The 26,733-nt window shown below is 71.3% G+C and carries 24 protein-coding genes, 1 tRNA gene and 1 rRNA gene; 18 read left to right on the forward strand and 8 right to left on the reverse strand.

What is annotated here, in order from left to right:
* The first annotated feature begins 130 nt into the window (after nt 1-130).
* From rrf to PD653B2_RS19150, 5 genes are all read left to right on the forward strand, one after another.
* Nucleotides 131-247: ribosomal RNA gene (gene rrf / locus PD653B2_RS19130) — 5S ribosomal RNA — on the forward strand.
* 93 nt (nt 248-340) lie between these two features.
* Nucleotides 341-1,333 (forward strand): tetratricopeptide repeat protein, encoded by a 993-nt coding sequence (locus PD653B2_RS19135; protein ID WP_085874013.1) that lies wholly within the window; start codon nt 341-343, stop codon nt 1,331-1,333.
* 115 nt (nt 1,334-1,448) lie between these two features.
* On the forward strand, nt 1,449-2,270 hold the full coding sequence (locus tag PD653B2_RS19140; protein ID WP_085874014.1) for a PP2C family protein-serine/threonine phosphatase: 822 nt from the start codon (nt 1,449-1,451) through the stop codon (nt 2,268-2,270).
* Nucleotides 2,267-3,193, forward strand: coding sequence for an alpha/beta fold hydrolase (locus tag PD653B2_RS19145; protein ID WP_085874015.1), 927 nt, complete (start codon nt 2,267-2,269; stop codon nt 3,191-3,193). Before PD653B2_RS19140 ends, PD653B2_RS19145 begins: the two co-directional genes overlap by 4 nt.
* A 114-nt stretch (nt 3,194-3,307) precedes the next feature.
* Nucleotides 3,308-3,841 carry a DUF3145 domain-containing protein gene (locus PD653B2_RS19150; protein WP_085874049.1) on the forward strand — a complete coding sequence of 178 codons (534 nt, stop codon included), beginning with the start codon at nt 3,308-3,310 and terminating at the stop codon, nt 3,839-3,841.
* A gap of 40 nt (nt 3,842-3,881) precedes the next feature.
* On the opposite strand, the gene PD653B2_RS19155 is transcribed toward PD653B2_RS19150, so the two are convergent.
* The 7 genes from PD653B2_RS19155 to PD653B2_RS19185 form a co-directional block, all read right to left on the reverse strand.
* Nucleotides 3,882-4,292, reverse strand: coding sequence for a hypothetical protein (locus tag PD653B2_RS19155; RefSeq protein WP_085874016.1), 411 nt, complete (start codon nt 4,290-4,292; stop codon nt 3,882-3,884).
* Nucleotides 4,293-4,333: 41 nt separating this feature from the next.
* Nucleotides 4,334-5,770, reverse strand: a complete 1,437-nt coding sequence (locus PD653B2_RS19160; protein ID WP_085874017.1) for an acyl-CoA carboxylase subunit beta — start codon at nt 5,768-5,770, stop codon at nt 4,334-4,336.
* Nucleotides 5,770-7,035, reverse strand: coding sequence for a beta-ketoacyl-[acyl-carrier-protein] synthase family protein (locus tag PD653B2_RS19165; protein ID WP_085874018.1), 1,266 nt, complete (start codon nt 7,033-7,035; stop codon nt 5,770-5,772). The genes PD653B2_RS19160 and PD653B2_RS19165 overlap by 1 nt, the downstream gene beginning before the upstream one ends.
* Nucleotides 7,036-7,058: 23 nt before the next feature.
* Entirely contained in the window at nt 7,059-7,304 is a 246-nt protein-coding gene (locus PD653B2_RS19170) for an acyl carrier protein (RefSeq protein WP_085874019.1), read from the reverse strand.
* 36 nt (nt 7,305-7,340) lie between these two features.
* On the reverse strand, nt 7,341-8,342 hold the full coding sequence (locus PD653B2_RS19175) for a beta-ketoacyl-ACP synthase III (protein WP_085874020.1): 1,002 nt from the start codon (nt 8,340-8,342) through the stop codon (nt 7,341-7,343).
* On the reverse strand, nt 8,342-9,526 hold the full coding sequence (locus tag PD653B2_RS19180) for an acyltransferase domain-containing protein (RefSeq protein WP_085874050.1): 1,185 nt from the start codon (nt 9,524-9,526) through the stop codon (nt 8,342-8,344). Before PD653B2_RS19180 ends, PD653B2_RS19175 begins: the two co-directional genes overlap by 1 nt.
* Before the next feature lie 80 nt (nt 9,527-9,606).
* Nucleotides 9,607-10,800 (reverse strand): PucR family transcriptional regulator, encoded by a 1,194-nt coding sequence (locus PD653B2_RS19185; RefSeq protein ID WP_085874021.1) that lies wholly within the window; start codon nt 10,798-10,800, stop codon nt 9,607-9,609.
* Nucleotides 10,801-10,920: 120 nt separating this feature from the next.
* Between PD653B2_RS19185 and PD653B2_RS19190 the strand changes: the two genes are divergently transcribed.
* Nucleotides 10,921-11,868, forward strand: a complete 948-nt coding sequence (locus tag PD653B2_RS19190) for an alpha/beta fold hydrolase (RefSeq protein WP_085874022.1) — start codon at nt 10,921-10,923, stop codon at nt 11,866-11,868.
* Between the two features lie 183 nt (nt 11,869-12,051).
* Here PD653B2_RS19190 and aceE read toward each other — a convergent pair whose 3' ends face one another.
* On the reverse strand, nt 12,052-14,853 hold the full coding sequence (gene aceE, locus PD653B2_RS19195; protein ID WP_085874023.1) for a pyruvate dehydrogenase (acetyl-transferring), homodimeric type: 2,802 nt from the start codon (nt 14,851-14,853) through the stop codon (nt 12,052-12,054).
* Nucleotides 14,854-15,059: 206 nt separating this feature from the next.
* Between aceE and PD653B2_RS19200 the strand changes: the two genes are divergently transcribed.
* The 12 genes from PD653B2_RS19200 to PD653B2_RS19255 all read left to right on the forward strand — a co-directional run bounded on the left by PD653B2_RS19200 (nt 15,060) and on the right by PD653B2_RS19255 (nt 26,684).
* On the forward strand, nt 15,060-15,503 hold the full coding sequence (locus PD653B2_RS19200) for a DUF3052 domain-containing protein (protein WP_085874024.1): 444 nt from the start codon (nt 15,060-15,062) through the stop codon (nt 15,501-15,503).
* A 10-nt stretch (nt 15,504-15,513) separates the two neighbouring features.
* Nucleotides 15,514-17,127, forward strand: coding sequence for an AMP-binding protein (locus tag PD653B2_RS19205; RefSeq protein ID WP_085874025.1), 1,614 nt, complete (start codon nt 15,514-15,516; stop codon nt 17,125-17,127).
* 34 nt (nt 17,128-17,161) lie between these two features.
* Nucleotides 17,162-17,638: a peroxiredoxin gene (locus tag PD653B2_RS19210; protein ID WP_085874051.1), complete on the forward strand. Its 477-nt coding sequence runs from the start codon at nt 17,162-17,164 to the stop codon at nt 17,636-17,638.
* A gap of 178 nt (nt 17,639-17,816) precedes the next feature.
* Nucleotides 17,817-17,888, forward strand: a tRNA-Val gene (locus PD653B2_RS19215).
* 95 nt (nt 17,889-17,983) lie between these two features.
* Nucleotides 17,984-18,214 (forward strand): hypothetical protein, encoded by a 231-nt coding sequence (locus tag PD653B2_RS24630; protein ID WP_133059080.1) that lies wholly within the window; start codon nt 17,984-17,986, stop codon nt 18,212-18,214.
* A gap of 401 nt (nt 18,215-18,615) precedes the next feature.
* The gene (locus PD653B2_RS19225; protein WP_123061256.1) at nt 18,616-18,873 is read left to right on the forward strand and encodes a twin-arginine translocation signal domain-containing protein; all 258 of its coding nucleotides are present in this window, start codon (nt 18,616-18,618) and stop codon (nt 18,871-18,873) included.
* On the forward strand, nt 18,873-20,249 hold the full coding sequence (locus PD653B2_RS19230; RefSeq protein ID WP_085874028.1) for a DUF4331 domain-containing protein: 1,377 nt from the start codon (nt 18,873-18,875) through the stop codon (nt 20,247-20,249). Before PD653B2_RS19225 ends, PD653B2_RS19230 begins: the two co-directional genes overlap by 1 nt.
* Nucleotides 20,246-20,671: a hypothetical protein gene (locus PD653B2_RS19235; RefSeq protein WP_085874029.1), complete on the forward strand. Its 426-nt coding sequence runs from the start codon at nt 20,246-20,248 to the stop codon at nt 20,669-20,671. Before PD653B2_RS19230 ends, PD653B2_RS19235 begins: the two co-directional genes overlap by 4 nt.
* A 43-nt stretch (nt 20,672-20,714) precedes the next feature.
* Nucleotides 20,715-22,991 carry an HAD-IB family hydrolase gene (locus tag PD653B2_RS19240; RefSeq protein WP_085874030.1) on the forward strand — a complete coding sequence of 759 codons (2,277 nt, stop codon included), beginning with the start codon at nt 20,715-20,717 and terminating at the stop codon, nt 22,989-22,991.
* Entirely contained in the window at nt 22,988-24,178 is a 1,191-nt protein-coding gene (locus tag PD653B2_RS19245) for a zinc-dependent alcohol dehydrogenase (RefSeq protein ID WP_085874031.1), read from the forward strand. The genes PD653B2_RS19240 and PD653B2_RS19245 overlap by 4 nt, the downstream gene beginning before the upstream one ends.
* Complete coding sequence (locus PD653B2_RS19250; protein ID WP_085874032.1) at nt 24,175-25,755, forward strand: lactate racemase domain-containing protein; 1,581 nt, start codon at nt 24,175-24,177, stop codon at nt 25,753-25,755. The genes PD653B2_RS19245 and PD653B2_RS19250 overlap by 4 nt, the downstream gene beginning before the upstream one ends.
* The gene (locus PD653B2_RS19255; RefSeq protein WP_085874033.1) at nt 25,752-26,684 is read left to right on the forward strand and encodes a lysophospholipid acyltransferase family protein; all 933 of its coding nucleotides are present in this window, start codon (nt 25,752-25,754) and stop codon (nt 26,682-26,684) included. The genes PD653B2_RS19250 and PD653B2_RS19255 overlap by 4 nt, the downstream gene beginning before the upstream one ends.
* The last annotated feature ends 49 nt before the right edge of the window (nt 26,685-26,733 follow it).

The raw sequence follows: 26,733 nt of genomic DNA on the forward strand, positions 1-26,733 counted from the left end.
GTTCGCGTCCACGAATCCAGAACACACAGACCACCGTGTCGGCACCCGTGCCGACCAGGTGGAGAATTGAATAGTGGCTTGGACGTGCACCACCCATGACAACCCTGGGTGCGTAGCACTCCGCAAGAGTTACGGCGGCCATAGCGAAAGGGAAACACCCGGTCCCATCCCGAACCCGGAAGTTAAGCCTTTCAGCGCCGATGGTACTGCAACCGAGAGGCTGTGGGAGAGTAGGACGCCGCCGGACATACACTCCGTAGGGGCCACCGACAGGTGGCCCCTACGTTCATTTACGCACGTTCATCGACGCACTTCAGGTGCAGGAGCAGGAGCAGCAGTCGTGGCCGAGCAGCGTCGCAACCAGCGTCCGTCGAGCGGCAAGCCCACGGGTGGGCGCCCGACGAGCGGCAAGCCCACCAGTGGTGGCAAGCCCGCGTCCGGCAAGAAGCCGGACGGCAAGCGTCCCTCCTCCGGCGGCGCCAACAGCGGCGGCAACCGCAGCAGCTCGGCGAAGTCGGACGAGCGCTCACAGCGCTGGACGCCCGGCTCCGATCGCCGCGACGCCCGACCCGCCCGCGGCGGCGACCGACCCGGTCGCAAGAGCGACTGGAAGCGGCCCGCCGACAAGCAGGCCGAGCGGACCGCCGAGCAGGCGATCTACGACGGCCCCGAGCTGCCCGAGGGGATCACCGGAGGTGAGCTCGACCGGGCGATCACCGCCCAGCTCAAGGGCCTGCCCGAGAAGCTGGCCGCCCGCGTTGCCCGGCACCTCGCCGCCGCCGGCATGGTGCTCGAGGACGATCCCGAGACGGCCTACCAGCACACCCTGGCCGCCCGGTCCCGTGCTCCCCGGCTCGCGGTCGTCCGCGAGGCCACCGGCGAGGCGGCCTACGCCGCCGGCCACTACGCCGAGGCGCTGGCGGAGCTGCGCGCCGCCAAGCGGATGAACGGCGCCACGGCCTACCTGCCGATCATGGCGGACTGCCACCGCGCCCTCGGCAAGCCCCAGGAAGCGCTCAAGCTCGCCAAGAGCCCGTCGGTCGCGAACTTCTCCCCGGAGGCCAAGGCGGAGATGACGATCGTCGAGGCCGGTGCCCGCCGCGACCTCGGCCAGATGGACGCGGCGCTGCGCACGCTCGAGCTCGCGCCGCTGCTGTCCAAGAGCCGTTCGCCGTGGGTGGTCCGGCTGCGCTACGCCTATGCCGACACGCTCGAGGCAGCCGGCCGCGACAACGACGCCCTCACCTGGTTCCACCGCACGTACGCGATCGACAGCGACGAGCTGACCGACGCCGACATCCGCGCCGAGGCGCTCGAGAAGCGCCTGGGCTGAGCGGGTTTCCTGTCGGCGGCGGTGGGCAGGATGGCGTCGGCCCCCCGCTGTGGCCGGGGTTGACCCCGGTGCTGTCCGCGGGTTGTACTCGACGACAATCCGCGAGGAGGACAGGATGCTGCGTTTCTCGGGTGCCGGCGTCAGCGACGTCGGTTGCGTGCGTCCGCACAACGAGGACTCGGGCTTCCAGGGCCCTTACGTCGCGCTGGTCGCAGACGGGGTCGGCGGCGCCGCTGCGGGGGAGGTCGCGTCGGCGACGACGGCGTACGTCGTGTCGGCCACCGCGCTGGCGCGGTTCGGCGACGACCCCGCCGAGGTCCTCGGTGCCGCCGTCGCCGCCGCGCGGGTGAGCCTGCGCGCCGGCGTGCACGACGACTCCGAACGCGCGGGGATGGCCACGACCCTGTCCGCGGTGGTGTGCGACGGTCGGCGGGTGGTCCTCGGCCACCTCGGCGACAGCCGGGCCTACCGCTACCGCGGCGGCGAGCTGCGCCGCGTCTCCCACGACCACACCTACGTCCAGCACCTGATCGACACCGACCAGCTGCGCCCCGAGGAGGCGCCTCGGCATCCGTGGCGCAACGTGGTGATGCGCTCCCTCGACGGCGGTCCCGAGACCGGGATGGGCGACCCCGACCTGGTCGACCTCGAGGCGGAGGTGGGCGACCGGATCCTGCTCTGCACCGACGGGTTGACCGACCTGGTCGACGAGGATCGGATCGCGGAGCTGATGCGCCTCGCCGACCCGCACTCCGCGGCCGCCGTGCTGACCCAGTCGGCGCTGGTCGCCGGCGGCAGGGACAACATCACCTGCGTGGTGCTCGACGTGGTCGACGGTCCGGTCGTCGTCGGCGACGGCCAGCTGCTGGGAGCCGTGCGGGACATCGCCAACATCGTCGACCCGGGAGCCGTGCGGCTGCGACACTCCTCGGCATGAGCGACGTCAGGAGGCCGGCCCTCGAGGGGACGGTGGCCGTCCGAGACGACCGGCGGCTGAGCTTCGCCGAGTACGGCTCACGCCGGGGGGCCGCGATCGTCTGGATGCACGGCACGCCCGGTGCCCGGCGCCAGATCCCGATCGAGGCCCGGGAGTACGCCGCACGGCACGGGGTCCGCATCATCGGCATCGACCGGCCCGGGATCGGGTCCTCGACGCCGTACCTCTACCCCGACGTCCTCGACTGGACCCACGACCTCGAGCTGTTCCTGGACACCCTCGCGATCGACACGGTGCGGATGATCGGCCTGTCCGGAGGAGGCCCGTACGCCCTGGCCGCCGGCGTGGCGCTGCCCGACCGCGTGCACGGTGTCGGGGTGCTCGGCGGGGTGGCGCCGACCCGCGGCGTCGACGCGGTCGACGGCGGCATCATCCAGCTCGCCGTCCACCTCGCACCCCTCCTGTCCCTGGCGCGGGTGCCGCTCGGCATCGGCCTCACCCAGGGCATCCGGCTCGTGAAGCCCCTGGCAGGCCCGGCCCTGGACCTGTACGCCTCCCTGCAGCCGCCGGGGGACAAGAACCTGCTCGCGCGGCCCGAGGTCAAGGCGATGTTCCTCGACGACCTGCTCAACGGGAGCCGGTTCCAGACCTCGGCACCGATCAACGACCTGCTGCTCTTCACCCGGCACTGGGGCTTCGACGCCGCCGACGTGCAGGTCCCGGTGCGCTGGTGGCACGGGGACGACGACCACATCGTCCCGTTCCGCCACGGTCAGGCGATGATGGACCGGCTCCCGGACGCCACGATGCGGGTGGTCGACGGCGAGAGCCACCTCGGCGGCCTCGGCATCGCCGAGGAGGTCATCGCCACGCTGATGGAGCTCGGACCCCGGCGGACCGGAACCGCAGCCGTCAAACGCTGAACACTGGCATTCACGCGCCTCATGCGCCACAATGGTGCCCACAACTACATGCTTGTCACTTGGACGACCTCGTCTCCCGTGAAACCGCTGGGGAAGGCGCACTTCGCGCTGGAGATGAAGGAGGTCACGGTGACCGCACGCACTGCCACCCGCACCGCGACGAGGGGCGTTCTCTACGTCCACTCAGCGCCGTCCGCGCTGTGCCCGCACATCGAGTGGGCCGTCGGCGGTGTCCTCGGCGTGCCCGTGAGCCTGGACTGGACGCCGCAGTCGGCCCAGTCCGGCACCTACCGCGCCGAGCTGTCCTGGTCCGGTGCTGCCGGCTCTGCCGCAGCCGTGGCGTCCGCGCTGCGCGGCTGGAACCAGCTCCGCTTCGAGATCACCGAGGAGCCGACGCCGTCCTCGGAGGGCGCCCGCTACTCCTACACCCCCGAGCTGGGCGTCTTCCACGCGGTGACCGGCCTGCACGGCGACATCATGATCCCCGAGGACCGGCTCAAGGCCGCGGTGGTCAAGGCGGCGCTCGGCGACACCACGATGATGATCGAGATCGACAAGCTCCTCGGCAAGCCGTGGGACGACGAGCTCGAGACGTTCCGGCACGCCGGCGACGGCGCTCCGGTGCGCTGGCTGCACCAGGTCGTCTGAGGCGCGACCCGACGAGGTCGAGCGGCGGGTCGAGACCTGACTAGCGCCTGAGGCGGAAGTGCGACGGTGTGAAGAACGCCTTGTGCTCCCCGGAGCCGTTGTACCAGTGCACCTTGGCCCGGATCGTGAACTTCCCGGCGCGGGTGGAGTAGCGGCAGAAACGGAACCCGCTGGTGCCCCGCTCGGGGTCGGAGTCGGAGAGGAAGGCGCCCGACGCGAGGGTGTCGCCGTTCGGGTCGACCAGGAAGGTCTCCAGCGTCCAGTCGTGCGTCGGCGTGGTGACGACGTAGCGGTAGCGGTAGGTGTGGCAGCCGTCGCGCAGCCTGCCGTCGGCGGCGTGCGTGTGCCCGTACGACGACGTGACGCCGTCCGCGGGTGCGCCGACCACGGCACCGAGGGCGACGAGGGTGGCGGTGGCCAGCACGCTGCCGAGGAGTGTGACGGGCGTCATGTGAGGTCCAACGCAGGACCGCGCCGGCCGTTACGGCGAGATCAGAGCGGGATGTTGCCGTGCATGCCGCGGCGCACGCCGCCGTCCTGCACGGCGTCGTCGATCGCCTGGGCGATCGCCGAGCGGGTCCGGGTCGGGTCGACGACCTCGTCGACCACGCCGATCTCGACGGCCTTGTCGACGCCACCGGCGATCCGCTCGTGCTCGGCGGCCAGCTCGGCCTCGACCTGGGGACGGATGTCGGGGCCGACCTCGGCCAGCCTCCGGCGGTGCAGGATCCGGATCGCGGCGACCGCGCCCATCACGGCGACCTCGGCCCCCGGCCAGGCGAAGACCTTGGTGGCGCCGAGCGAGCGCGCGTTCATGGCGATGTAGGCGCCGCCATAGGTCTTGCGGGTCACCAGGGTGACCCGGGGGACCACGCACTCCCCGAAGGCGTGCAGGAGCTTGGCGCCGCGCCGGACGACGCCGTCCCACTCCTGGCCGACGCCCGGGAGGTACCCGGGCACGTCCACGACCACGATGAGCGGGACGCCGAACGCGTCGCACATGCGCACGAAGCGGGACGCCTTCTCCGCGGAGAGCGAGTCGAGGCAGCCGCCGAGGCGCAGCGGGTTGTTGGCGACCACGCCGACGGTGCGGCCGCCGAACCGGCCGAGCGCGGTGACGATGTTGGGGGCCCAACGGGCGTGCAGCTCCTGGGTGGTGCCCTCGTCGAGGATCGACTCGACGAGCGGGTGCACGTCGTAGGCGCGCTTCTTCGACTCGGGCAGCAGGGCCTCGAGGTCGCGGTCCTCCACGTCGGCTAGCACGAGGCTGCCCTGGGAGCCGAGCAGGGACGCCACCGTGCGGGCGCGGCCGAGTGCCTCCTCCTCGGAGTCGGTGAGGATGTGCACGACGCCGGAGCGCCGGCCGTGCGGCTCGGGCCCGCCGAGGCGGAGCATGTCGACGTCCTCACCGGTGACCGAGCGGACGACGTCGGGGCCGGTGACGAAGATCCGGCCCTCGGGGCCGAGGATGACGACGTCGGTGAGCGCGGGGCCGTACGCCGCGCCGCCGGCCGCGGGGCCGAGCACCACGGAGACCTGCGGGATCTTGCCCGAGGCCTGGGTCATCACCTGGAAGATCCGGCCGACGGCGTGGAGGGACAGGACGCCCTCCGCGAGCCGGGCGCCGCCGGAGTGCCAGAGCCCGATGATCGGGACGCCGTCGGTCATCGCGCGGTGGTAGGCGTCGACGACGACGCGGCAGCCCAGGTCGCCCATCGCGCCGCCCATCACGGTGGCGTCGGAGCAGAAGGCGACCACGCGGGTGCCGTCGACCTGGCCGACCGCGGCGAGCATGCCCGAGTCGTCGTCGGGCGTGATCAGCTCGAGGGTGCCGTCGTCGAGCAGCGCCGTGAGGCGGTGGACGGGGTTGCGCGGGTCCTCGTCGCGGGGCAGCTTCGCCGGCTTGGCGGTGACGGGAGCGGCGGTCATCAGGCGCTCCCGAAGGCGACGGCCACGTTGGCGCCGCCGAAGCCGAAGGAGTTGTTGAGGGCCACGATGTCGCCCAGCGGCAGGTCGCGGACCTTGGTGGCGATGTCGAGCTCGACCTGCGGGTCGAGGTTGTCGAGGTTGATCGTCGGCGGGGAGATGCGGTGGTGCAGCGCCAGGATCGTCGCCACGGCCTCGAGGGCGCCGGCGCCGCCGAGGAGGTGGCCGGTCATCGACTTGGTGCTGGTCACGACGACCTCGTTGGCGTGGGAGCCGAGGGTCGCGTGGATCATCAGGCCCTCGGCGATGTCGCCCTGGGGCGTCGACGTCGCGTGCGCGTTGATGTGCGCGATGTCCGACGGGTCGACGTCGCCCTCGGCGAGGGCGCGCAGGATCGCGCGCGCTCCGCCGCGGCCGGCCGGGTCGGGCTGGGCGATGTCGTGGGAGTCGGCGGTGATGCCGGCGCCCATGACGGTGGCGTAGATGCGGGCGCCGCGGGCCAGCGCGTGCTCCTCGGACTCCAGGACGATCACGCCGGCACCCTCGCCGAGCACGAACCCGTCGCGGGCGGTGTCCCACGGGCGGGAGACCGTCGTCGGGTCGCCGCCGTCGGGACCGCTGGCGGTCTTGGAGAGCGCCATCATGTTGGCGAAGGCCGCCATGGGCAGCGGGTGGATCGCGGCCTCGGTGCCGCCGGCCAGCACGATGTCGGCCCGGCCGAGCCGGATCTGGTCGAGAGCCAGGGCGATCGCCTCGTTGCCGGAGGCGCACGCGGAGACCGGCGTGTTGACCGCCGCGCGCGCTCCGACGTACAGGCTGATGTTCGCGGCCGGGGCGTTGGGCATCAGCATCGGCACGGCCAGGGGGGAGACCCGGCGGGGCCCCTTCTCCCTGAGCGTGTCGTAGTTGTCGAGCAGCGTGGTCACACCGCCGATGCCGGAGGCCATCGCGACCCCGACCCGGTCCTGGTCGAGCGAGCCGGCGGCCTGCAGGGCGTCGAGGCCGGAGTCGGCCCACGCCTCCATGGCCGCGACCATCGCGAACTGCGACGAGCGGTCCAGCCGGCGGGCCTTGACCCGCTCGAGGACCTCGCTCGGCTCGACGGCGATGCGGCCGGCGATCTTGACCGGCATCTCCTGGGCCCAGTCATCGGTCAGGTAGCGAACGCCCGAACGGCCGTGGATCAGGCCGTCCCAGGTGCTCGCGACGTCTCCGCCGAGGGGGGAGGTGGTCCCGAGACCGGTGACGACGACACGCTTCGAAGACATGCTGCTCCTAGGGGAGGGGTGGCTCAGGCCTGGGCCCGCTCGATGAAGGCGACGGCGTCGCCGACGGTCTTGAGGTTCTTCACCTCGTCGTCGGGGATGGAGACGCCGAACTTCTCCTCGGCCGCGACGACGACCTCGACCATGGACAGCGAGTCCACGTCCAGGTCGTCGACGAACGACTTGTCGAGCTGGACGTCGTCGGCGTCGATGCCGGCGACCTCGTTGACGATGTCGGCGAGGTCGGCGCGGATCTCTTCAGTGGAGGGCATTGCTTGTCCTTCTCTGTTGGGGTTGGGGTGGTGCGATCAGGGCACGGTGACGACCTGCGCGGCGTACGCGAGGCCGGCACCGAAGGCGATCAGGAGGGCCGTGTCGCCGCTGCGCGCGTCGCCCTCCTCGATCATCCGGTCGAGGGCGAGCGGGATGGACGCGGCGGACGTGTTGCCCTGCTCGGCGATGTCGCGGGCGATCTTCACCCGCTCGGGGAGCTTCATCGAGCGCGCCATGGCGTCGGTGATGCGCATGTTGGCCTGGTGGGGGACGAACACGTCGAGGTCGTCGAGGGAGACCCCGGCGCGGTCGAGCGCCTGCTGACCGATCTTGGCCATGGCGAACGACGCCCAGCGGAACACCGCGTTGCCCTGCATGACCAGGTGCGGCATCTCGGGGTGCTCGGAGGCGACCACGTCGCGCCAGTCCTCGCGCTGCCGGATCAGGTCGAACTGCTCGCCGTCGGAGCCCCAGACGACCGGCCCGATGCCGGGCGTCTCGCTCGGGCCGATCACGGCCGCGCCGGCGCCGTCGGCGAAGATGAACGCCGTGCCGCGGTCGCCGACGTCGGTGATGTCGGAGAGCCGTTCGACGCCGATCACGAGGACGTAGCCGGCGCTGCCGGCGCGGACGAAGTCGGCGCCCATCGCGACGCCGTGGCAGAAGCCGGCGCAGGCGGCCGAGATGTCGAACGCGGCGGCCTGGTCGGTGCCGAGCTCGTGGGCGATCGCGGTCGCGATCGCCGGGGTCTGGTACATGTGGGTGACCGTGGCGACGATGACGCAGTCGATCTGGCGGGCGTCGACGCCGGCCCGCTCGAGCGCCGTCCGCGCGGCGGCCACGGACATGACCTGGACGGTCTCCTCCGGGGTCGCCCAACGGCGCTGCTTGATGCCGGAGCGCTGCTGGATCCACTCGTCGCTGGAGTCGATCGCCTCGACGACCTCGGCGTTGGGGATGATCCGGGAGGGCCGGTAGGCGCCGATGCCCAAGATGGCGGCGTGCCGGGCGCCTTCGGCCTGCTGGATCGCGACCATCAGTAGCCTCCCTCGGGGTGCAGGCGGAGCAGCGGCTGTCCGGGCGACACGAGGTCGCCGTCGTGGACCAGCCACTCGACGATCTCGCCGCCGTGGGCGGCGGTGATGCTGGTGCGGTCGCGCAGGCTCGCGACCTCGCCGATCGCGGCGCCCGCGGCGAGGACGTCGAGCGCCTCGGCCTCGGCGGAGATGTGGAACGTGCCCTTGATGGGGGACACGACCATCCGCCACGTCGGGGTGGTGTTGATGCCGGAGGCCTCGCCGTGCTTGGCGCAGAACTCGCGGGCGGCGTCGAGCTGGTCGGGCGTCTTGAGCGCGAACGTCTCGACGCCCTTGAGGGCGCGCTTGGCGATGCCGGTCAGGGTGCCCGCCGGCGGCATCTCGAGGATGCCGGTGACCCCGAGGTCCTCCATGGTCTCCAGGCAGAGGTCCCAGCGGACCGGGCTGGCGATCTGGCCGACGATCCGGGCGAGGACGTCGCGACCGTCGTGGATGACCTGGCCGTCGCGGTTGGAGATGACGCGGGTGCGCGGGTCGTGGGTCGAGACGGAGCGGGCCAGGGCGGCGAGGTGACCGACGGCCGGCTGCATGTGCTGGGTGTGGAAGGCGCCGGCCACGCTGAGCGGCATCAGCCGGGCCTTGGCCGGCGGGTCGGCGGCGAACGCGTCGAGCTGCTCGCGGGTGCCGGCGGCGACGATCTGGCCGGGCCCGTTGTCGTTGGCGGGGGTGAGGCCGTGCTTCTCGAGGGCCGCGAGGATCTCGTCGCGGTCGCCGCCGAGGATCGCGGTCATGCCGGTGGGCGTCACGGCGGCGGCCTCGGCCATCGCCTTGCCGCGCTCGCGGACCAGCACCATCGCCTGCTCGGCGGTGATGACCCGGGCGCCCGCGGCCGCGGCGATCTCGCCGACACTGTGGCCGGCGACGGCACCGATCTGCTCGAAGGCGTCGCTGGGGTGCGGGAAGAGCTCGAGGGCGGTGACCAGGCCGGTCGCGACCAGCAGCGGCTGGGCGATCTCGGTCTGGCGGATCGTGTCGGCGTCGGCCTCGGTGCCGTAGTGCGCCAGGTCGATGCCGGCGACGGTGGACAGCCAGGAGAACCGGGAGGCGAAGGTCGGGTCCTCGAGCCAGGGCAGCAGGAAGCCGGGCGACTGGGCACCTTGGCCGGGAGCGACGATCACGAGCACGTCACCCACTCTGCCGCGCCCGGGGGTCGGACATCGCCTCCGGCGCCCACGAAATCACCGGGCGATTCTTTGTAGGAAACCTACAAAACACTGCGTCCCGACTGTCGGCCGAGCACGAGCGCGATCTCGAGGGTGAACGCGTCCCGGGCGTCGGTGGCGGAGAAGCCCGTGAGCTCGGCCGCCTGGCGCAGCCGGTAGCGGACCGTGTTCGGGTGCACGAAGAGGGTCCGGGCGGTCGCCTCCAGCGACGAGCCCTGCTCGAAGTAGGCCGAGATCGTCTCGATCAGGGTGCCCCGGGCCTGCAGCAACGGCAGGTAGATCTCGTCGACCAGGTGCCGGCGGGCGTGGCCGTCGCCGGCCAGCGCGCGCTCCGGCAGGAGGTCGCTGCTGCGTACCGGTCGCGGGGCCTGCGGCCAGCCCGCGGCGGCCCGGTGCGCCGAGAGGGCGGCCCGGGCCGAGACGTGGGCCTGGCCGAGGTCACCGATCACCGGGCCGACGACCACAGGGCCGGCACCGAAGAGGTGCGCGACCGCGGCCGCGGCCGCGCGCGGCTCGGTGACGCCGCCGAGCACCACGACCTGCCGGTCGCCCTGGACGGCGCAGAGCGCGTCCATGCCCGCGGCGCGCGCGGCGCGTCGTACCTCCTCGAAGGTGTCGGACTCGCGGCGGTCGGCCGCCACGCTGCCGAGGACCACCGCGACGTCGCCGCGCCCCGCCCAGCCGAGCGCGCTGGCGCGCGACAGGAGGGTCTCGTCGGCGTCCGAGCGGAGCACCGCATCGACGACGAGCGCCTCGAGGCGGGCGTCCCAGGCGCCGCGGACCTCCGCGGCCCGGGCGTAGACCTCGGCGGTCGCGAACGCGACCTCGCGGGCGTAGCGGAGCACGGCGCCCATCACCTCGGCGGCGTCCTCGGGGTCGAGGAGCTCCTCGACGTTGTTCTCCACGACGTCGATCGAGAGGCGGACCAGGTCGACGGTCTGCTGGAGGTTGATGACGCCCGCGAGGGCGCGCGGGGCGGCACCGAAGACCGACGCGGCGAGGGCGGTGCCACCGGGAGCCGGCGCGTCACCGGCCTGCCGGTACCAGTCGACGAAGCTCCGGATGCCGGCCTGGACGATCTGGCCGACCCAGGAGCGGTCCTCCGCGCTGAGCTCCCGGAACCACGGCATGTCCTGCTCCATGCGCGCCATCGCGGCCGTGCTCAGCGCACCGGTCGCCCGCTGCAGGGCGTCGGCGGCCCGCTGGTGGGGGGACGCGCCGCTACGAGGGGGCACCAGCCGAGGCTAGTGCACCGTGCACGCGGGTTAAACCCCGGTAAATCAAGGGGATCCATGATCCGAACCGGAGGAACTAGTGATTGAATCGGCGTCTACGTCCATCATGGGGAGGCACCGGTGTCTGACCGGTACGACGTCCAGTTCGTCACCGTCCACGGCCATCGTCGCGCGTACGTGAAGACCGGGAGCGGCCCCGTCGTCCTCCTGCTCCACGGGCTGGGCTGCGACCACACGACGTGGGAGCCGGTGATCGAGTCGCTGAGCCGGCGCTACACCGTGGTCGCCCCGGACCTGCTCGGCCACGGCCGGTCGGACAAGCCCCGAGCCGACTACACGCTGGGCGGCTACGCCAACGGCATGCGCGACCTGATCACGGTCCTGGGGATCGACAAGGTCACCGTGATCGGGCACAGCTTCGGCGGCGGTGTGGCCATGCAGTTCGCCTACCAGTTCCCCGAGCGGACCGAGCGGATGATGCTGGTCGCCTCCGGCGGCCTCGGGCCGGAGGTGAGCCCGGCCATCCGGGCCATCAGCACGCCCGGCTTCCACCAGGTGATGTCGGTGCTGACGTTGCCGGGCATCCGGCACGTGGGCCTGGCCGGCTTGCGGGCGCTGTCGGCCAGCCCGTGGAAGGTCACCCGTGACTTCGACGAGGTCGCGAACGTCTACGACTCCTTCAAGGACCCCCAGGCCCGGCACGCGATCCGGCACGTCGTGCGCGCGGTCGTCGACTGGCAGGGCCAGATCGTCACCATGGCCGACCGGGCCTACCTCACCGAGGAGATGCCGATGTGGGTCGTGTGGGGCCGCGACGACCGGGTGATCCCGGTGCGGCACGCCAACTACGCCGCGGCGCTCGCGCCGAACGCGCGGGTCGAGGTGATCCCGAACGCCGGGCACTTCCCCCACAAGGACCACCCGCACCGGTTCGCCAAGATCGTGCACGAGTTCATCCGCACGACCGAGCCCGCGGCGTACAGCCGGGCGCGCTTCCGGGCGCTGCTGAAGGCCGGGCCGGCGCCGGACGCGCCGGTGCTGCACGCCGTGGAGGACTCAGCGGGCTAGCGCCCCGGCGGTCGAGGATGTTGCGCAGCAACCGTCTCGAAACCCCGGAGGACGACGAAGGGCGGTGACCGTGGTCACCGCCCTCGTTCGTCTCACCGGGTCTCGACACGCGGGTCGCGACGTCGCAGGCTCAGTCGCGCCGCTCGCTCGACCACCATCAGCCGATCCGCTGCCGCGTCCCGGCTAGGCGTCTCCGCCCTCCTGCTTGACTCCGGAGACGGCCGTGGGGTCGTCGATCCGGTACTTCGCGAAGGCCTCCTCGACCTTGGACCGCTCGATCTGACCGGCGTCGGCGAGGGCCTGCAGCGTCTGCACGACCACCGACTCGGCGTCGATGTGGAAGAAGCGGCGCGCGGCCGGGCGGGTGTCGGCGAAGCCGAAGCCGTCCGCGCCGAGCACCCGGTAGTCCGCCGGCACCCAGCGGGCGATCTGGAGGGGTACGGCGCGCATGAAGTCCGACACCGCGACGACCGGGCCCGGGGCACCGGCCAGCTTGTCGGTGACGTACGCCGTGCGCGGGCTCTCACCCGGGTGGAGCAGGTTCCACTCCTCGGCGGCGACCGCGTCGCGGGCGAGCTCGTTCCACGACGTCACCGACCAGGTGTCGGCCCGGACGCCCCACTCCTCGGCGAGCATCTCCTGCGCCTTCTTGATCCACGGGTAGCCGACACCGGACGCGAGCAGCTGGACGCGCGGCCCGTCACCCCCGCCGGAGACGTCGGGAGCCGACGAGACGTGGTGGATGCCCTTGAGGATCCCCTCGACGTCGACGTCCTCGGGCTCGGCCGGCTGCGCGACCGGCTCGTTGTAGACCGTCATGTAGAAGATGACGTTCTCGGCGTCCTCGCCGTACATCCGCTCGAGACCCGACCGCATCACGTGGCCGACCTCGTAGGCGAACGCGGGGTCGTAGTGCACCACCGCTGGGTTGGTCGCCGCGAGGAGCGGCGAGTGGCCGTCGGCGTGCTGGAGGCCCTCGCCGGTCAGGGTGGTGCGTCCGGCCGTGGCGCCGATCAGGAAGCCGCGGGCCAGCTGGTCGGCCATCGCCCAGATCGAGTCGCCGGTGCGCTGGAAGCCGAACATCGAGTAGAAGATGTAGAACGGGATCATGTGCTCGCCGTGGGTGGAGTACGCCGAGCCCGCGGCCGTCGCGGAGGCCATCGCGCCGGCCTCCGAGATGCCCTCGTGGAGCATCTGGCCCTGCGCCGACTCCTTGTAGGAGAGCAACATATTGCGGTCGACCGAGTCGTACTGCTGGCCGCCCGGGTTGTAGACCTTCGCGCTCGGGAACATCGCGTCCATGCCGAAGGTGCGGTACTCGTCGGGCGCGATCGGCACGATCCGCTTGCCGATCTCCGGGTCCTTCATCCAGTCCCGGAGCAGGCGGACGGCGGCCATCGTGGTGGCGATGGAGTTCTTGCCGGAGCCCTGCTTGAGCACCTTGTACATGTCGTCGCCGGGGAGCGTCAGGTTCTTGGCCCGCACCACGCGCTTCGGCAGCGAGCCGCCCAGCTGCTTGCGGCGGTCGAGCATGTACTCGATCTCCGGGGCGTTGGGGCCCGGGTGGAAGAACGGCGCGCCACCGGTCTCCTCGTAGGAGCGCTCGAGGTCGCGGTCGGAGATCGGCAGGTAGAGGCGGTCCCGGAACTTCTTGAGGTCGTCCTGGGTCAGCTTCTTCATCTGGTGGGTGGCGTTCTTGCCCTCCAGTGCGTCGATCGTCCAGCCCTTGATCGTCTTCGCGAGGATCACGGTCGGCTGCCCGACGTGCTTGGTGGCGGCGTCGAACGCGGCGTACACCTTGCGGTAGTCGTGGCCACCGCGCGGCAGCTTCTCGATCTGCTGGTCGCTCATGTGCTCGACCATCTTGCGCAGCCGCGGGTCGTCGCCGAAGAAGTTCTCGCGCACGTAGGCGCCGTCCTCGACCGAGTAGGTCTGGAACGCGCCGTCGGGGGTGGTGTTCATCTTGTTGACGAGCACGCCGTCGACGTCGCGGGCCAGGAGCGGGTCCCAGCCCTGGCCCCACACGACCTTGATGACGTTCCAGCCGGCACCGCGGAAGTTGGCCTCGAGCTCCTGGATGATCTTGCCGTTGCCGGTGACCGGCCCGTCGAGCTGCTGCAGGTTGCAGTTGATGACCCAGGTGAGGTTGTCGAGCTCCTCACGGGCGGCGATCCGGATCGCACCGAGCGACTCGGGCTCGGCCATCTCGCCGTCGCCCAGAAACGCCCAGACGTGCTGGTCGCTGGTGTCCTTGATGCCGCGGTTGGCCAGGTAGCGGTTGAAGCGGGCCTGGTAGATCGAGTTGATGCCGGTGAGGCCCATGGAGACCGTCGGGAACTCCCAGAACTCCGGCATCAGCCGGGGGTGCGGGTACGATGAGAGCCCGGCGTGCGGGCCGTGCTGGACCTCCTGGCGGAAGCGGTAGAGCTGCTCCTCGGTCAGGCGGCCCTCGAGGAAGGCCCGGGCGTAGATGCCGGGGGAGGCGTGGCCCTGGATGTAGATCTGGTCGCCGCCGCCGGGCGCGTCCTTGCCGCGGAAGAAGTGGTTGAAGCCGACCTCGTAGAGGCTCGCCGAGGACTGGTAGGTCGCGATGTGGCCGCCGACCTCCAGGCCCTTGCGGTTGGCGCTGGACACCATGACCGCGGCGTTCCACCGGATGAACGCGCGGATCCGGCGCTCGGCGTCCTCGTCACCGGGGAACCAGGGTTCGCGCTCGGGCGGGATGGTGTTGATGTAGTCGGTGCTGCGCAGGGCGGGCACGCCGACCTGCATCTCGCGCGCACGTTCGAGCAGGCGGAGCATGACGTAGCGGGCGCGTTCGCGGCCTCGCTCGTCGACAAGGGAGTCGAAGGAGTCGATCCAGTCGTTGGTCTCGTCCGGGTCGATGTCGGGCAGCTGGGTGGGCAGACCTTCGTGGATGACGGTCGGGATGACGCCGCTCCGCTTGTTGTCCGTGCCAGAAGTGGGGGTCGGTTCTTCAGTCACCTGCTCATCGTCGCACGGTCCCGGGAGGCAGGGAATTTACCCACGGGTAGGTCCACCGGGTGGGCGCGCCGGAGCGCTTGCTGGGGACGTTCCTGTGGACGCGGGTTGCGCCCCTGCCGGAACTCCGGTGGACTACTCCCCAACTTGTACGCCGGGGGACCGGCGCGCGACCGTGCGAGATCACAGCCAGACATGGAGGCGGAAACTTGAGCTCGACCGCGGGTGGCGGGTCCACCCAGACAGACGGACCCACTGCGGGCCCGGCCGACCGACTGGGCTTCACGTCCGGGATGGTCGTCCAGGAGATGGGCTGGGACAGCGACACCGACGACGAGCTCCGGGTCGCGATCGAGGACCGCATCGACGCCGACATGGTGGACGGCGACTACGGCAACGTGGTCGACGCCGTCGTGCTGTGGTGGCGCGACGAGGACGGCGACCTGGTCGACGGACTCGTGGACGCGTTGACCGACCTGGTGGGCGGTGGCCAGATCTGGCTCCTCACGCCGAAGGTCGGACGGCCCAACGCGGTCGACCCCGCCGACATCGCCGAGGCCGCACCGATCGCGGGCCTCTCCCAGACGACGACGGCCGCGGTCAGCAAGGACTGGTCGGCGACCCGGCTGGTCGCTCCGAAGACGCCCGCGTAGCGTCTGCGCCGTGCTCTCGGACCTCTTCCAGAAGACTCTGGCCGGCGCCGCGGCGACCGGCACCACCCTCAAGGTGCTCGGCGAGGCAGGTGTCATCCGCCCGCACCACCCGGTCGCGCTGGCCCGCGCCGCGAAGACGCTCAAGGACTGGGGCACCGGCCCCGCGGGCGGTTTCGCGGCGGCCGCGCTGCTCGACCCCCGTCGTACCGCCGTGGTCGACGAGCTCGGGTCGCTCACCTTCGACGAGATGCACCGCCGCTCCAACGCGCTGGCGCGCGGCCTGGCCGACCTGGGTGTGGGCGAGGGCGGCAGCGTGGCGCTGATGTGTCGCAACCACCGCGGGTTCGTCGACGCGAGCATCGCGACCGCCAAGCTCGGCGCCGACATCCTCTACCTCAACACCGCCTTCGCCGGACCCCAGCTGGTCGACGTGCTCGAGCGGGAGAAGCCGACCGTCGTCGTGCACGACGAGGAGTTCACGCAGCTGCTGGCGAAGGCCGACGTCGGTACGTCGGTGCTCGCGTGGACCGACGGCGAGCCCGAGGGGCCGACCCTCGAGTCGCTCATCGCGGACAACCCCGACGACGACGTGGAGCCCGCCGGGACCCACGGGCGGATCGTGATCCTGACGTCGGGGACGACGGGCACGCCCAAGGGCGCACCGCGCAGCGAGGCCGGGATCGACGCGGCCGTCTCGCTGCTCTCCCGGATGCCGCTCCGGTACGGCTGGCGCACCCACATCGCCGCCCCGCTCTTCCACACCTGGGGCTTCGCCCACCTCGCGCTCTCGATGCTGCTCGGGTCCACCATCGTGCTGCGGCGCAAGTTCGACCCCGAGGGCTGCCTGGAGGTCACCCAGCAGGAGAAGTGCGACTCGCTCGTGGTGATCCCGGTGATGCTGCAGCGGATCATGGCGCTGCCCGAGAAGACACTGAAGTCCTACGACCTGAGCAGGGTGAAGGTCGTCGCGTCGTCCGGCTCGGCGCTGCCCGGTGACCTCGCGACCGACTGGATGGACCACTTCGGCGACAACCTCTACAACATCTACGGCTCGACCGAGGTCGCCTACGCGTCGATCGCCAACCCCGTGGATCTCCGCGAGGCGCCGTCGGCGGCGGGCAAGCCGCCGTACGCGACGGTCGTGAAGATCCTCGGCCCGGACGGCAAGGAGCTGCCGCCGGGGGAGACCGGGCGGATCTTCGTCGGCAACGGCCTGCTCTTCGAGGGCTACACCGGCGGCGGCCACAAGGAGATCGTCGACGGGCTGATGTCGACCGGCGACGTCGGCCGCTTCGACGAGAACGGCCGTCTCCACGTCGAGGGCCGCGACGACGAGATGATCGTGTCGGGCGGTGAGAACGTCTTCCCCAAGGAGGTCGAGGACACCCTCATGCGCCACGACGCCGTCGTCGAGGTGGCCGCGGTCGGCGTCGACGACCCCGACTTCGGCAAGCGGCTGCGGGCGTTCGTGGTGGTCAACGGCGACGTCACGGAGGACGAGCTGAAGGCTCACGTCAAGGACAACCTGGCCCGTTACAAGGTGCCGCGCGACATCGTCTTCCTCGACGAGCTGCCCCGCAACGCGACGGGCAAGGTGCTCAAGCGGGACCTCGACACTGAGTGAAGGCCGGTCGGTGCCGGATGCGAAGATGACCGTCATGACCGGACTCGAACTCGGTGGCCCTGCGCCCGACTTCACGCTGCGCGACCAGTTCGGCCAGGACGTCTCGCTCTCGTCCTTCCGGGGGAGCAAGGCGGTGGTGATCTTCTTCTACCCCTACGCGTTCTCCGGAGTGTGCACGGGCGAGATGGCGGGCATCCGCGACCGGCTGGCCGAGTTCCTCACGTTCGACACCGAGGTGCTCGCGATCTCGTGCGACCCGGTCTACTCGCTGCGGGCCTTCGCCGACCAGGACGGGCTCAACTTCCCCCTCCTGTCGGACTTCTGGCCGCACGGCGAGGTGGCCCGCGCCTACGACGCCTTCGACGCCGAGAAGGGCTGTGCGCGACGGTCGTCGTACGTCATCGACAGCGAGGGGATGGTGCGCTGGGCGGTGCACAACGCGATGCCCGAAGGGCGCGATCTCGACGAGCACCTGCGACAGCTCACGGCGGCCGTCGACGCGCCGGTCTAGACCGGCCGGCGCGAAATCCTCCCGAAATTCTCAGATCCTTCGACAGCGCTTGAACGGCCCCTCTAATGTTGGCTTCGTTGAACCGCAGGTGACCCGAGACGCCTGCGGTTCAACTTCATTTTCCGGGCCTTCTCTGCGTAGTGTGTGCCCCGCTTCGCGCGTCTTGGCCGGAGCGAGCGGGCGTATAGCTCAGCGGTAGAGCACCTCCCTTACAAGGAGGTGGTCGGGGGTTCGATCCCCTCTGCGCCCACCGCGAGTGATGCGGTCGAGGTGGGACCAAGCACCGCCAGCTCCGGGCGTGTCGCCGATGCGGTGTCGCAGGCGGCTCTGCGCACAATCCGTGCCATGAACCTGATCGCGTTGGAGACGAGCCAGCTCGTTCCGAGCCCGCTGTTCGTCGTCGCCGCCCTGCTTGGGTTCGCGGTGCTCCTCGCCTGGCCGCTGGTCGACGCGCTGCGCCAACAGAAGTTCCTGTGGGCTGCGGCCATCGTGCTGTTCGCGCCTGCCGGCGGCATCGCCTGGTTCACGTGGCGTCTCGTGAGTAGACCTGCGAACCGGATGACCGCGCACGCCTGACCGGATCTACCCCTCGAGGGCAAACCTGCGCCCACGGACCCGCTGAGGCTCGGCAGGGTGGTGGCCACGCACCGGGATGGGGTTCCCGTCCTGGTGACCACCGCGAGACGCTGGATCGCACCACGGCGTTCCTCGGCCTGGAGCCGTACGCCAAGGAGCCGCGACTGTGCGTGATCCAGTCGACGTGCACTGACCTGGTCGCTCCGCCTCCCACGGCCGCAGTCGTCACCAGGCTCGCCGAGCTGTACGCCGACGACCTGGACCTGTTGACCCGTCTGTCGGGCCTCGACGTGAGCGGGTGGCCACCCGACCCGCCCCCGGCCAATCCGTCCCGGGGAGGGTGACGAACAGCCCAGTGGCGCGGATCACACCCGTCCCCGCGCACGAACTGGAGGACCGTCATGAGCGAGACGAGCAGAAGGAAGTTCCTAGCAGCATCGGGGGTGGGGGTCGCGGCGGTGCCGTTCGCCCTCGCGTCCGGAACGGCGAACGCCGCCGCCCCCGGCCGCCCGAAGCCGGGCAGCGCGCGCGAGCCCGTGCTGGCCGTCGTCACCGACCACACGTCCAGCGAGCTGCGGCTCCTGGTCGGCGAGCGCGAGGTGGTCGTGCACGACCGCGACCTCGTCACGCGGATCCTGAACGCGGCAGGGGGTCGCTGATGTCCTCGCACCGCGAAGCACCCGAGATCTCCAAGGACCCGGTCGCCGACGGCACCGACGTCTACGCGTTCGTCAGCCCGCACCGGCCCAGCACGGTCACGCTGATCGCGAACTTCATCCCGCTGCAGAAGCCGGACGGTGGCCCGAACTTCTACGAGTTCGGCGACGACGTCCTCTACGAGATCCACGTCAGCAACTCGGGCACCGGCAAGCCGGACGTGACCTACCAGTTCAAGTTCACGACGAAGATCCGCAACCCCAAGACCTTCCTCTACAACACCGGTCCGATCTCCGACATCACCGACACGACCTGGAACCGGCCCCAGTACTACACGGTCACCAAGGTCAAGAACGGCCGGTCCACGGTGCTCGGGACGAAGCTGACCACCCCGCCGGTCAACGTCGGCAAGCGCAGCACCCCCGACTACGCGACCCTCGCCGGCCAGGCGCTGCACAAGCTCGGGCGGCGCCGGGTGTTCGCCGGTCAGCGCGCCGACGCGTTCCACGTCGACCTCGGCAGCATCTTCGACCTCGGCGCGCTCCGCCCGTTCAACGAGGCGCACCTGATCTCGATGCCGAACATGGGCGGCAAGAACGCCGTCCAGTCCTACAACGTGCACACCATCGCCCTCCAGGTGCCGATCGACGAGGTCAGCGCCAGCGGTGACCGCCCGACCGACCCGATGAGCGCCGATGCCGTGATCGGCGTGTGGGCGACCGCGAGCCGGCGCAAGGGCCGGGTCTACGACAGCAAGCTGGGCAAGTACGTCGGGAACGGCCCGTGGGTGCAGGTCTCCCGGCTGGGCAACCCGCTCTTCAACGAGGTCATCGTGCCGATGGCCGAGAAGGACGCGTGGAACTCCGCGCATCCTGCGAACGACGCGAAGTACACGAAGTACGTCAACAGGCCGGAGCTGGCCGGGCTGCTGCCCGTGCTCTACCCGGGCGTCTTCCCGAACCTCGCGGCGTACACGAAGCCGCGGGCCGACCTCAACGCGATCCTGATGACCGGCATCCCGGCCGGCGTGGTGCCGGGCTTCCAGAACTACACCGGCCCGGTGCAGTCGGACATGCTCCGGCTCAACGTCGCGATCCCGCCCAGCGAGACCGAGAACAGCCTGGGCCTCGTCGCCGGCGACGCGGCCGGCTTCCCGAACGGGCGCCGGATCGGTGACGACGTCGTGACCATCGAGCTGCGGGCGATTGCGGGCCTGACGATCCCGCTCGTCGACCCGTCGTTCACCCCGGACGGCGCGGCCAGCGCCGTCGAGGACGGGACGACGGACACCAACGCCCCGCTGCTCGAGACGTTCCCGTTCCTCGGTCTGCCCGGCGGGGGCTACCAGACCGAGCCCGGCACCACGTCGGCGTCATGAGCGCCGGTACGGCGGTGGACACCCGCCTCCCGGACTCGCCCGAGAACCCGCACGCCGGGCAGGGCAGCGTCCTGCTCGACATCGGCGGCGACATCGGCGCGCTGGTGGTCACCACCCCCGCGTCGATGGTCGGCGTCGAGGTCGAGATCGGCCCGGAGGGCACGGTGTTCGGCCACCACCATCACGACCACGACGGGAGCCACGACCACGATCACGGGCACGACCACGGCCACCTGGCCCACGTCGCGGTGGTGCGTCGCCCTGTCCAGGGCGGCGAGGTGCCGGCCCTGGTCTTCGGGGAGCTGAGCGCCGGCCGCTACGCGCTCGCCGAGAAGGGCGCCGCCGACGTACGCCTCCTCGTCGAGGTCCGCGGCGGCGAGGTCACGTCCGCGGAGTGGCCCCCCGAGCCGACCGACAGCTGACCCCGTTCGCCCGTCACCCGTCGGACAGGGCACAATCCGACGGGTGACGGAGCGATCGGTAGCCCAACAGCTCGAGGGCCAGCACGTCCTGCTCACCGGAGTCACGGGCTTCGTCGGTGAGGCGCTGCTCCACCTGATGCTGAGCGAGGTGCCCGGTGTCCGGGTCACCGTGCTGGTCCGGCCCAAGGGCTCGACGAGCGCCGCCAGCCGGACCGCGGCGCTGCTGAAGAAGCCGCCGTTCGCCGAGGTGGTCGAGGCCGCCGGCGGCCTCGAGGCGCTGATGGCCGCCCGCGTGGGCGTGCTCGAGGGCGACCTCGCCGACACTCCCGAGCTGCCCACGGACCTCGACGCCGTCGTGCACTGCGCCGGCGACGTCTCCTTCGACCCGCCGGTCGACGAGGGCTTCCGCACCAACGTGCTCGGCGTCCGCGAGCTGCTGGCCCGCGTGCGCGAGGCGGGTCCGCACATCCACTACGTGCACATCTCGACGGCGTACGTCGCGGGCCGCCGGCGCGGCAGCATCCCCGAGGGGCCCGTGCCGCAGGTCGTCGACCTCGAGGCCGAGCTCGCCTGGGGCCTGGGCCAGCGGCAGGCGATCGAGCACCGCTCGCGCGGCACCGAGATCCTCACCACCGAGCGCAAGAAGGCCGAGAAGGACCACAGCCGCGCGGGCCTGCTCACGGCCGCGAACGCGACCGAGGAGGCCCGCAAGCAGTGGGTCAAGGACGAGCTGGTCCGGATCGGCACCGAGCGGGCCCGCAGCCTCGGCTGGACCGACTGCTACACGTTCACCAAGGCCCTCGGCGAGCGCGTCGTCGAGGAGCACGCGCTGACCAACCGGGCCTCGATCGTGCGGCCCAGCATCATCGAGTCCGCGCTCGAGCGGCCCTACCCGGGCTGGATCGAGGGCTTCAAGATGGCCGAGCCGCTGATCCTGGCGTACGGCCGCGGTGAGCTGCCCGAGATGCCGGGAGCGGCCGACTCGATCGTCGACATCGTGCCGGTGGACCACGTGGTGGCCGCCATCGTCGCGGTGCTCGCGCACCCGCCGGAGGTCGGCACCCCGGCGTACTTCCACGTCTCCTCGGGCGACCGCAACCCGCTCACCTTCGGGGAGCTCTACCAGAACGTGCGCGCCTACTTCGACGACCACCCGTTCATCGCCGGCGACCGCGGCGCGACCCGGCTGCCCGAGTGGCGCTTCCCGGGCTCGCAGTCCGTGGAGCGGCTGCTCAGCACCAGCGAGCGGGCCTTCAAGGTGGCCGACTACGTCATCGGCCACGCGCCGCGCAGCGACCGGACGCGTGACCTGGCCCGCAAGCTCGACCAGCAGGGCCGGCGACTCGAGTTCCTGCGCCGCTACCTCGGCCTGTACCAGGAGTACGCCCAGGCCGAGCTGCAGTTCTCCGACGGCCACACGCTCGAGCTCTTCCGGTCCCTGTCGGAGGCCGACCAGGAGAGGTTCGCCTTCGACACCGCGGTCGTCGACTGGAAGGTCTACCTCCAAGACATCCACTGCCCGGCCGTCACCGCGCCGATCCGGCGCCTCGACGAGGTCCGCGCCGCCCGCAAGCGGCCGGTCGCCGGCGCCCAGAAGGCGCTCGCCGAGAAGCCCGGCGTCGCGGCGTTCTTCGACATGGACGGCACGCTCCTGTCGTCGAACGTGATCGAGACCTACCTGTGGCTGCGGCTGCGTGAGCTGTCCGGCACCGAGCGGTTCGCCGAGCTGAGCCGGATCGCGGCCAAGGTGCCGAGCCTGCTCCAGGCCGAGCGGCGCGAGCGGAGCGCCTTCCTGCGCTCGGTCTACCGGGAGTACGCCGGCGCCCGGCTGGCCGACCTCGACGCGATCGCCGACGAGCACCTCACCGACCACGTGCTGGCCCGGCTCTCGCCGTCCGCCGTACGCCGGATCCGCGAGCACCGCGCCGCGGGACACCAGACGATCCTGATCACCGGCGCCGTGCGTCCGCTGACCCGTCCGCTGCTGCCGCTCTTCGACCACATCGAGGCCGCGGAGCTCGCCGTCGACGACCGCGGGATCTGCACCGGCTACCTCGCGTCCTCGCCGCTGGTGGGGGAGTCGCGGGCCGCCTGGATGGAGTCCTACGCGGCGGACAACGGGATCGACCTCAAGCAGTCGTTCGGCTACGCCGACTCGCACTCCGACCTGCCGCTGCTCGCGGCGGTGGGCAACCCGGTCGCCGTCCGCCCGGACGTGCCGCTCTTCCGGCACGCCCGCAAGGCGCGCTGGACCATCGTCGACTGGTCGTCGTCGACGTCCTCCACCCGCTCCCTCAACCCCGCAGGTGGTCTCGCATGATGCTCGCGCTGGAGATGTTCCGGTCGGTGCCGCGCACCGCCGCCGGCCGCGTCGTCGGCGGCCGGATGCCCGGCATCCTGTCCGGGTTCGCGGCCCCGCTGCGGCTGGTGACGATCAGCGAGCCGAAGGTGGACCGGCCCGGCTGGGCCCGGCTCAAGACCCGGCTGTCCGGGATCTGCGGCTCCGACCTGGGCGCGCTGTCCGGCAAGACCAGCCTCTACTTCTCCGCGGTGGTCTCGCTGCCGTTCGTGCCCGGCCACGAGGTCGTCGCCGAGCTGCTCGACGACTGCGAGGACCTGCCGGCCGGCACCCGCGTCGTCGTCGACCCCGTCCTCACCTGCGCGGCCCGCGGCGTCGAGCCGTGTGACGCCTGCGCGACCGGGGCGACCAACCGGTGCTCGCGGATCACCGTCGGCCACCTCTCGCCCGGCCTCCAGACCGGCTTCTGCAAGGACACCGGCGGCGGGTGGGGCCAGCAGCTGACCGCCCACCGCAGCCAGCTGCACCCGGTGCCGGAGGGCTTCTCCGACGAGCAGGCGATCCTGATCGAGCCGCTGGCGTGCGCCGTGCACACCGCACTCCGGGCCGGCGTCACCAGCAACGACCGGGTGCTGGTCAGCGGCGCCGGATCGGTCGGGCTCTTCGCCACGCTCGCCCTGCGCCAGCTCACCGGCGCCGGCGAGATCATCGTGGTCGCCAAGCACGGCCACCAGAAGGAGCTCGCCCGCGAGTTCGGCGCGACCGAGGTGGTCGCGCCCGGCGAGGTGCTCCGGCGGGTACGCCGCTCGACCGGCGCCTTCCAGCTGAAGCCGGAGTTCTCCGCGCCGTACCTCCTCGGTGGTGTCGACGTCGCGATCGACGCGGTCGGCAGCAAGCAGTCGCTCGAGACCGCCCTGCACGCCACCCGCGCCGGTGGGCGCGTCGTCCTCTCCGGGATGCCGGCCGCCGCCGACCTCTCCGCCGCCTGGTTCCGGGAGCTGGAGGTCGTCGGCACCTACGCCTCGTCCCAGCACGAGGAGTCCTTCCGGATCGCGACCGAGCTGGCCGCGACCGACGCCGTCCAGCAGCTCGCCAAGAACGTCGCCAGCTATCCCCTTCACCGCTGGCGTGAAGCGCTCGACCACGCCCACTCCGCCGGCCGTCTCGGCACGGTCAAGGTGGCCTTCGACCCCAGGAGTAGCTCATGAGTCGCCCCGGATTCGTCCTCGAGGTGGACGACCGCACCCCGCCGCTGATCGTCCACGAGGGGCTGGGCTTCCGGCTCGAGAGCTTCCCGCTCGGCACCCGCGTCATCTACCCGCCCGAGTCGCTCCCGGCCGTGCCGGACGTCGACCAGGCGATCCAGGACGCCCTGCTGCACCCGCAGGACATGGACCCGCTCCCGGAGCTGCTGTTCGCCGGGATGAAGCTGACGATCGCCTTCGACGACATCTCGCTGCCGCTGCCGACGATGCGCCCGCCCGACATCCGGGGCCGGATCATCGAGCACGTCCTGACGATGGCCGCCGAGGCGGGCGTGGACGACGTCGAGCTGATCGCGGCGAACGCGCTGCACCGGCGGATGACGGCCGCGGAGCTCAAGCACATCGTGGGGGAGCGGGTCTTCCGCTCGTTCTACCCCCAGGGCAAGCTCTACAACTTCGACGCGGAGGACCGCGACAACCTCTCCCACCTCGGCACCACCGAGAAGGGCGAGGACATCGAGATCAGCAAGCGGGCCGCGGAGTCCGACCTGCTGGTCTACGTCAACGTCAACCTGGTGGCCATGGACGGCGGCCACAAGTCGGTGGGCATCGGGCTGGCGTCGTACAAGTCCCTGCGCCACCACCACAACGCCAAGACGATGGTGCAGTCGCGGTCGTTCATGGACCACAAGCACTCCGCGATGCACCACTCCGCCTGGCGGATCGGCCGGGTCATCAAGGACACCGTCAAGGTCTTCCAGATCGAGACCACGCTCAACAACGACATCTTCCCGAAGCCCTACGACTTCCTGCAGAAGCGCGAGTGGGAGTGGTCGGTCAAGGACCAGGCCACGATGCTCGGCATGCGCCGGGGGCTGTCGGTCGCCCCGGCGAAGCTCAAGCACAAGATGTTCCACGACCTCCGCTCGGTCTACGGCCTGACCGGGGTGAACGCCGGCGAGGTCGAGGCGGTGCACACCAAGACCCTGGAGAAGGTGCACCAGCAGCACCTGGTCGAGGTGCAGGGCCAGTCCGACGTGCTCGTGATGGGCATCCCGTACGTCGGGCCCTACAACGTGAACTCGTCGCTCAACCCGATCCTGGCCACCTGCATGGGCCTGGGCTACTACTTCAACTCCTACCTCGGCCAGCCCGTCGTCCGCAAGGGCGGCGCGGTGATCCTCTACCACCCGCTCAACGAGGGCTTCAACCAGCTGCACCACCCGTCGTACGTCGACTTCTACGAGGAGGTGCTGGCCGAGTCGACCGACCCCGCGGTGGTCGGCGAGAAGTACGAGCAGCAGTTCGCCGAGGACCCGTGGTACCGCCACCTCTACCGCACCTCGCACGCCTACCACGGCGTCCACCCGTTCTACATGTGGTACTGGGCGGCGCACGCGATGGACCACGTCGACGAGGTCATCTGGGTCGGCGCGGACCGCAAGGTCGCGGCCCGGCTCGGCTTCCGCGCGGCGACCACGTTGGCCGACGCGCTGGAGATGGCGTCCGGCACCGTCGGCTCCAGCCCGTCGATCACCTACCTGCACAACCCCCCGCACCTCCTGGCGCACGTGAAATGAACGGCGGTCTGGTCAAGGGCGGCATCGCCGACGTCAAGCAGGTCGCCCGCGGGTGGCGCTGGGGGCGGCGCGGCCAGGTGCCGCGCTCGGCCGAGGAGTGGGTGCCGGCCAACAAGTCGACGGTGTTCCGCTCCGACTGGTCCCGTCGCCGGCCGGCGATCGCGGCCCGCGAGGTCGTGCAGAAGGTCGGCCTCGAGCCGCTCTTCCGCTCCCAGGTGCGCGCGAAGGTCGAGGGGCTCGACAACCTCGAGCGCGTCGAGGGTCCGGTCATCTTCGTGGCCAACCACGCGTCCCACCTGGACACCCCGCTGATCCTGCTGTCGCTGCCCGACGAGTGGCGACGCCGGACGGCGGTGGCGGCCGCGGCCGACTACTTCTTCGACACCTGGTGGCGCGCGGTCGGCTCGGTGCTGCTCTTCAACACGTTCCCCATCGACCGGCGCGGCGGCGTCATGGCAGCCACGCCCGGCGAGGTGCTCGCCGACGGCTGGAGCCTGGTGATCTTCCCGGAGGGCACCCGCTCGACCGACGGCTGGATGGGCAAGTTCCGGATGGGTGCGGCCTACCTGGCCAAGGAGTACGGCGTGCCCGTCGTGCCGGTCGCCCACCGGGGCACGTTCGCGGCGATGCCGCGCGGCCAGAACTGGCCCGCCCGCGGACGGCGCCAGCTCACGATCCGCTTCGGCGAGCCGCTCGTCGCCGGGCCGGACGAGTCGGTGCGCGAGTTCGCCCCCCGCATCAAGGACGCGGTCGCCGCGCTCCTTGACGAGGACAAGTCGACCTGGTGGGACGCGAAGCGGCGGGCCGCCTCCGGCACCACCCCCGACCCCACTGGACCGCAGGTCTCCCAGTGGCGCCGGGTCTGGGAGCAGACCGAGTCGCCCGCAGCCGACGCGCCGTCGCGCAAGCTCACCGCCTGGCGGCGGTAACTCGCGCCGGTGAGGTGAGAGCTCCCTCATCCGCGGCTCACGGTCACCT

The organism is Nocardioides sp. PD653-B2 (assembly GCF_002117935.1).
Classification (GTDB): domain Bacteria; phylum Actinomycetota; class Actinomycetes; order Propionibacteriales; family Nocardioidaceae; genus Nocardioides.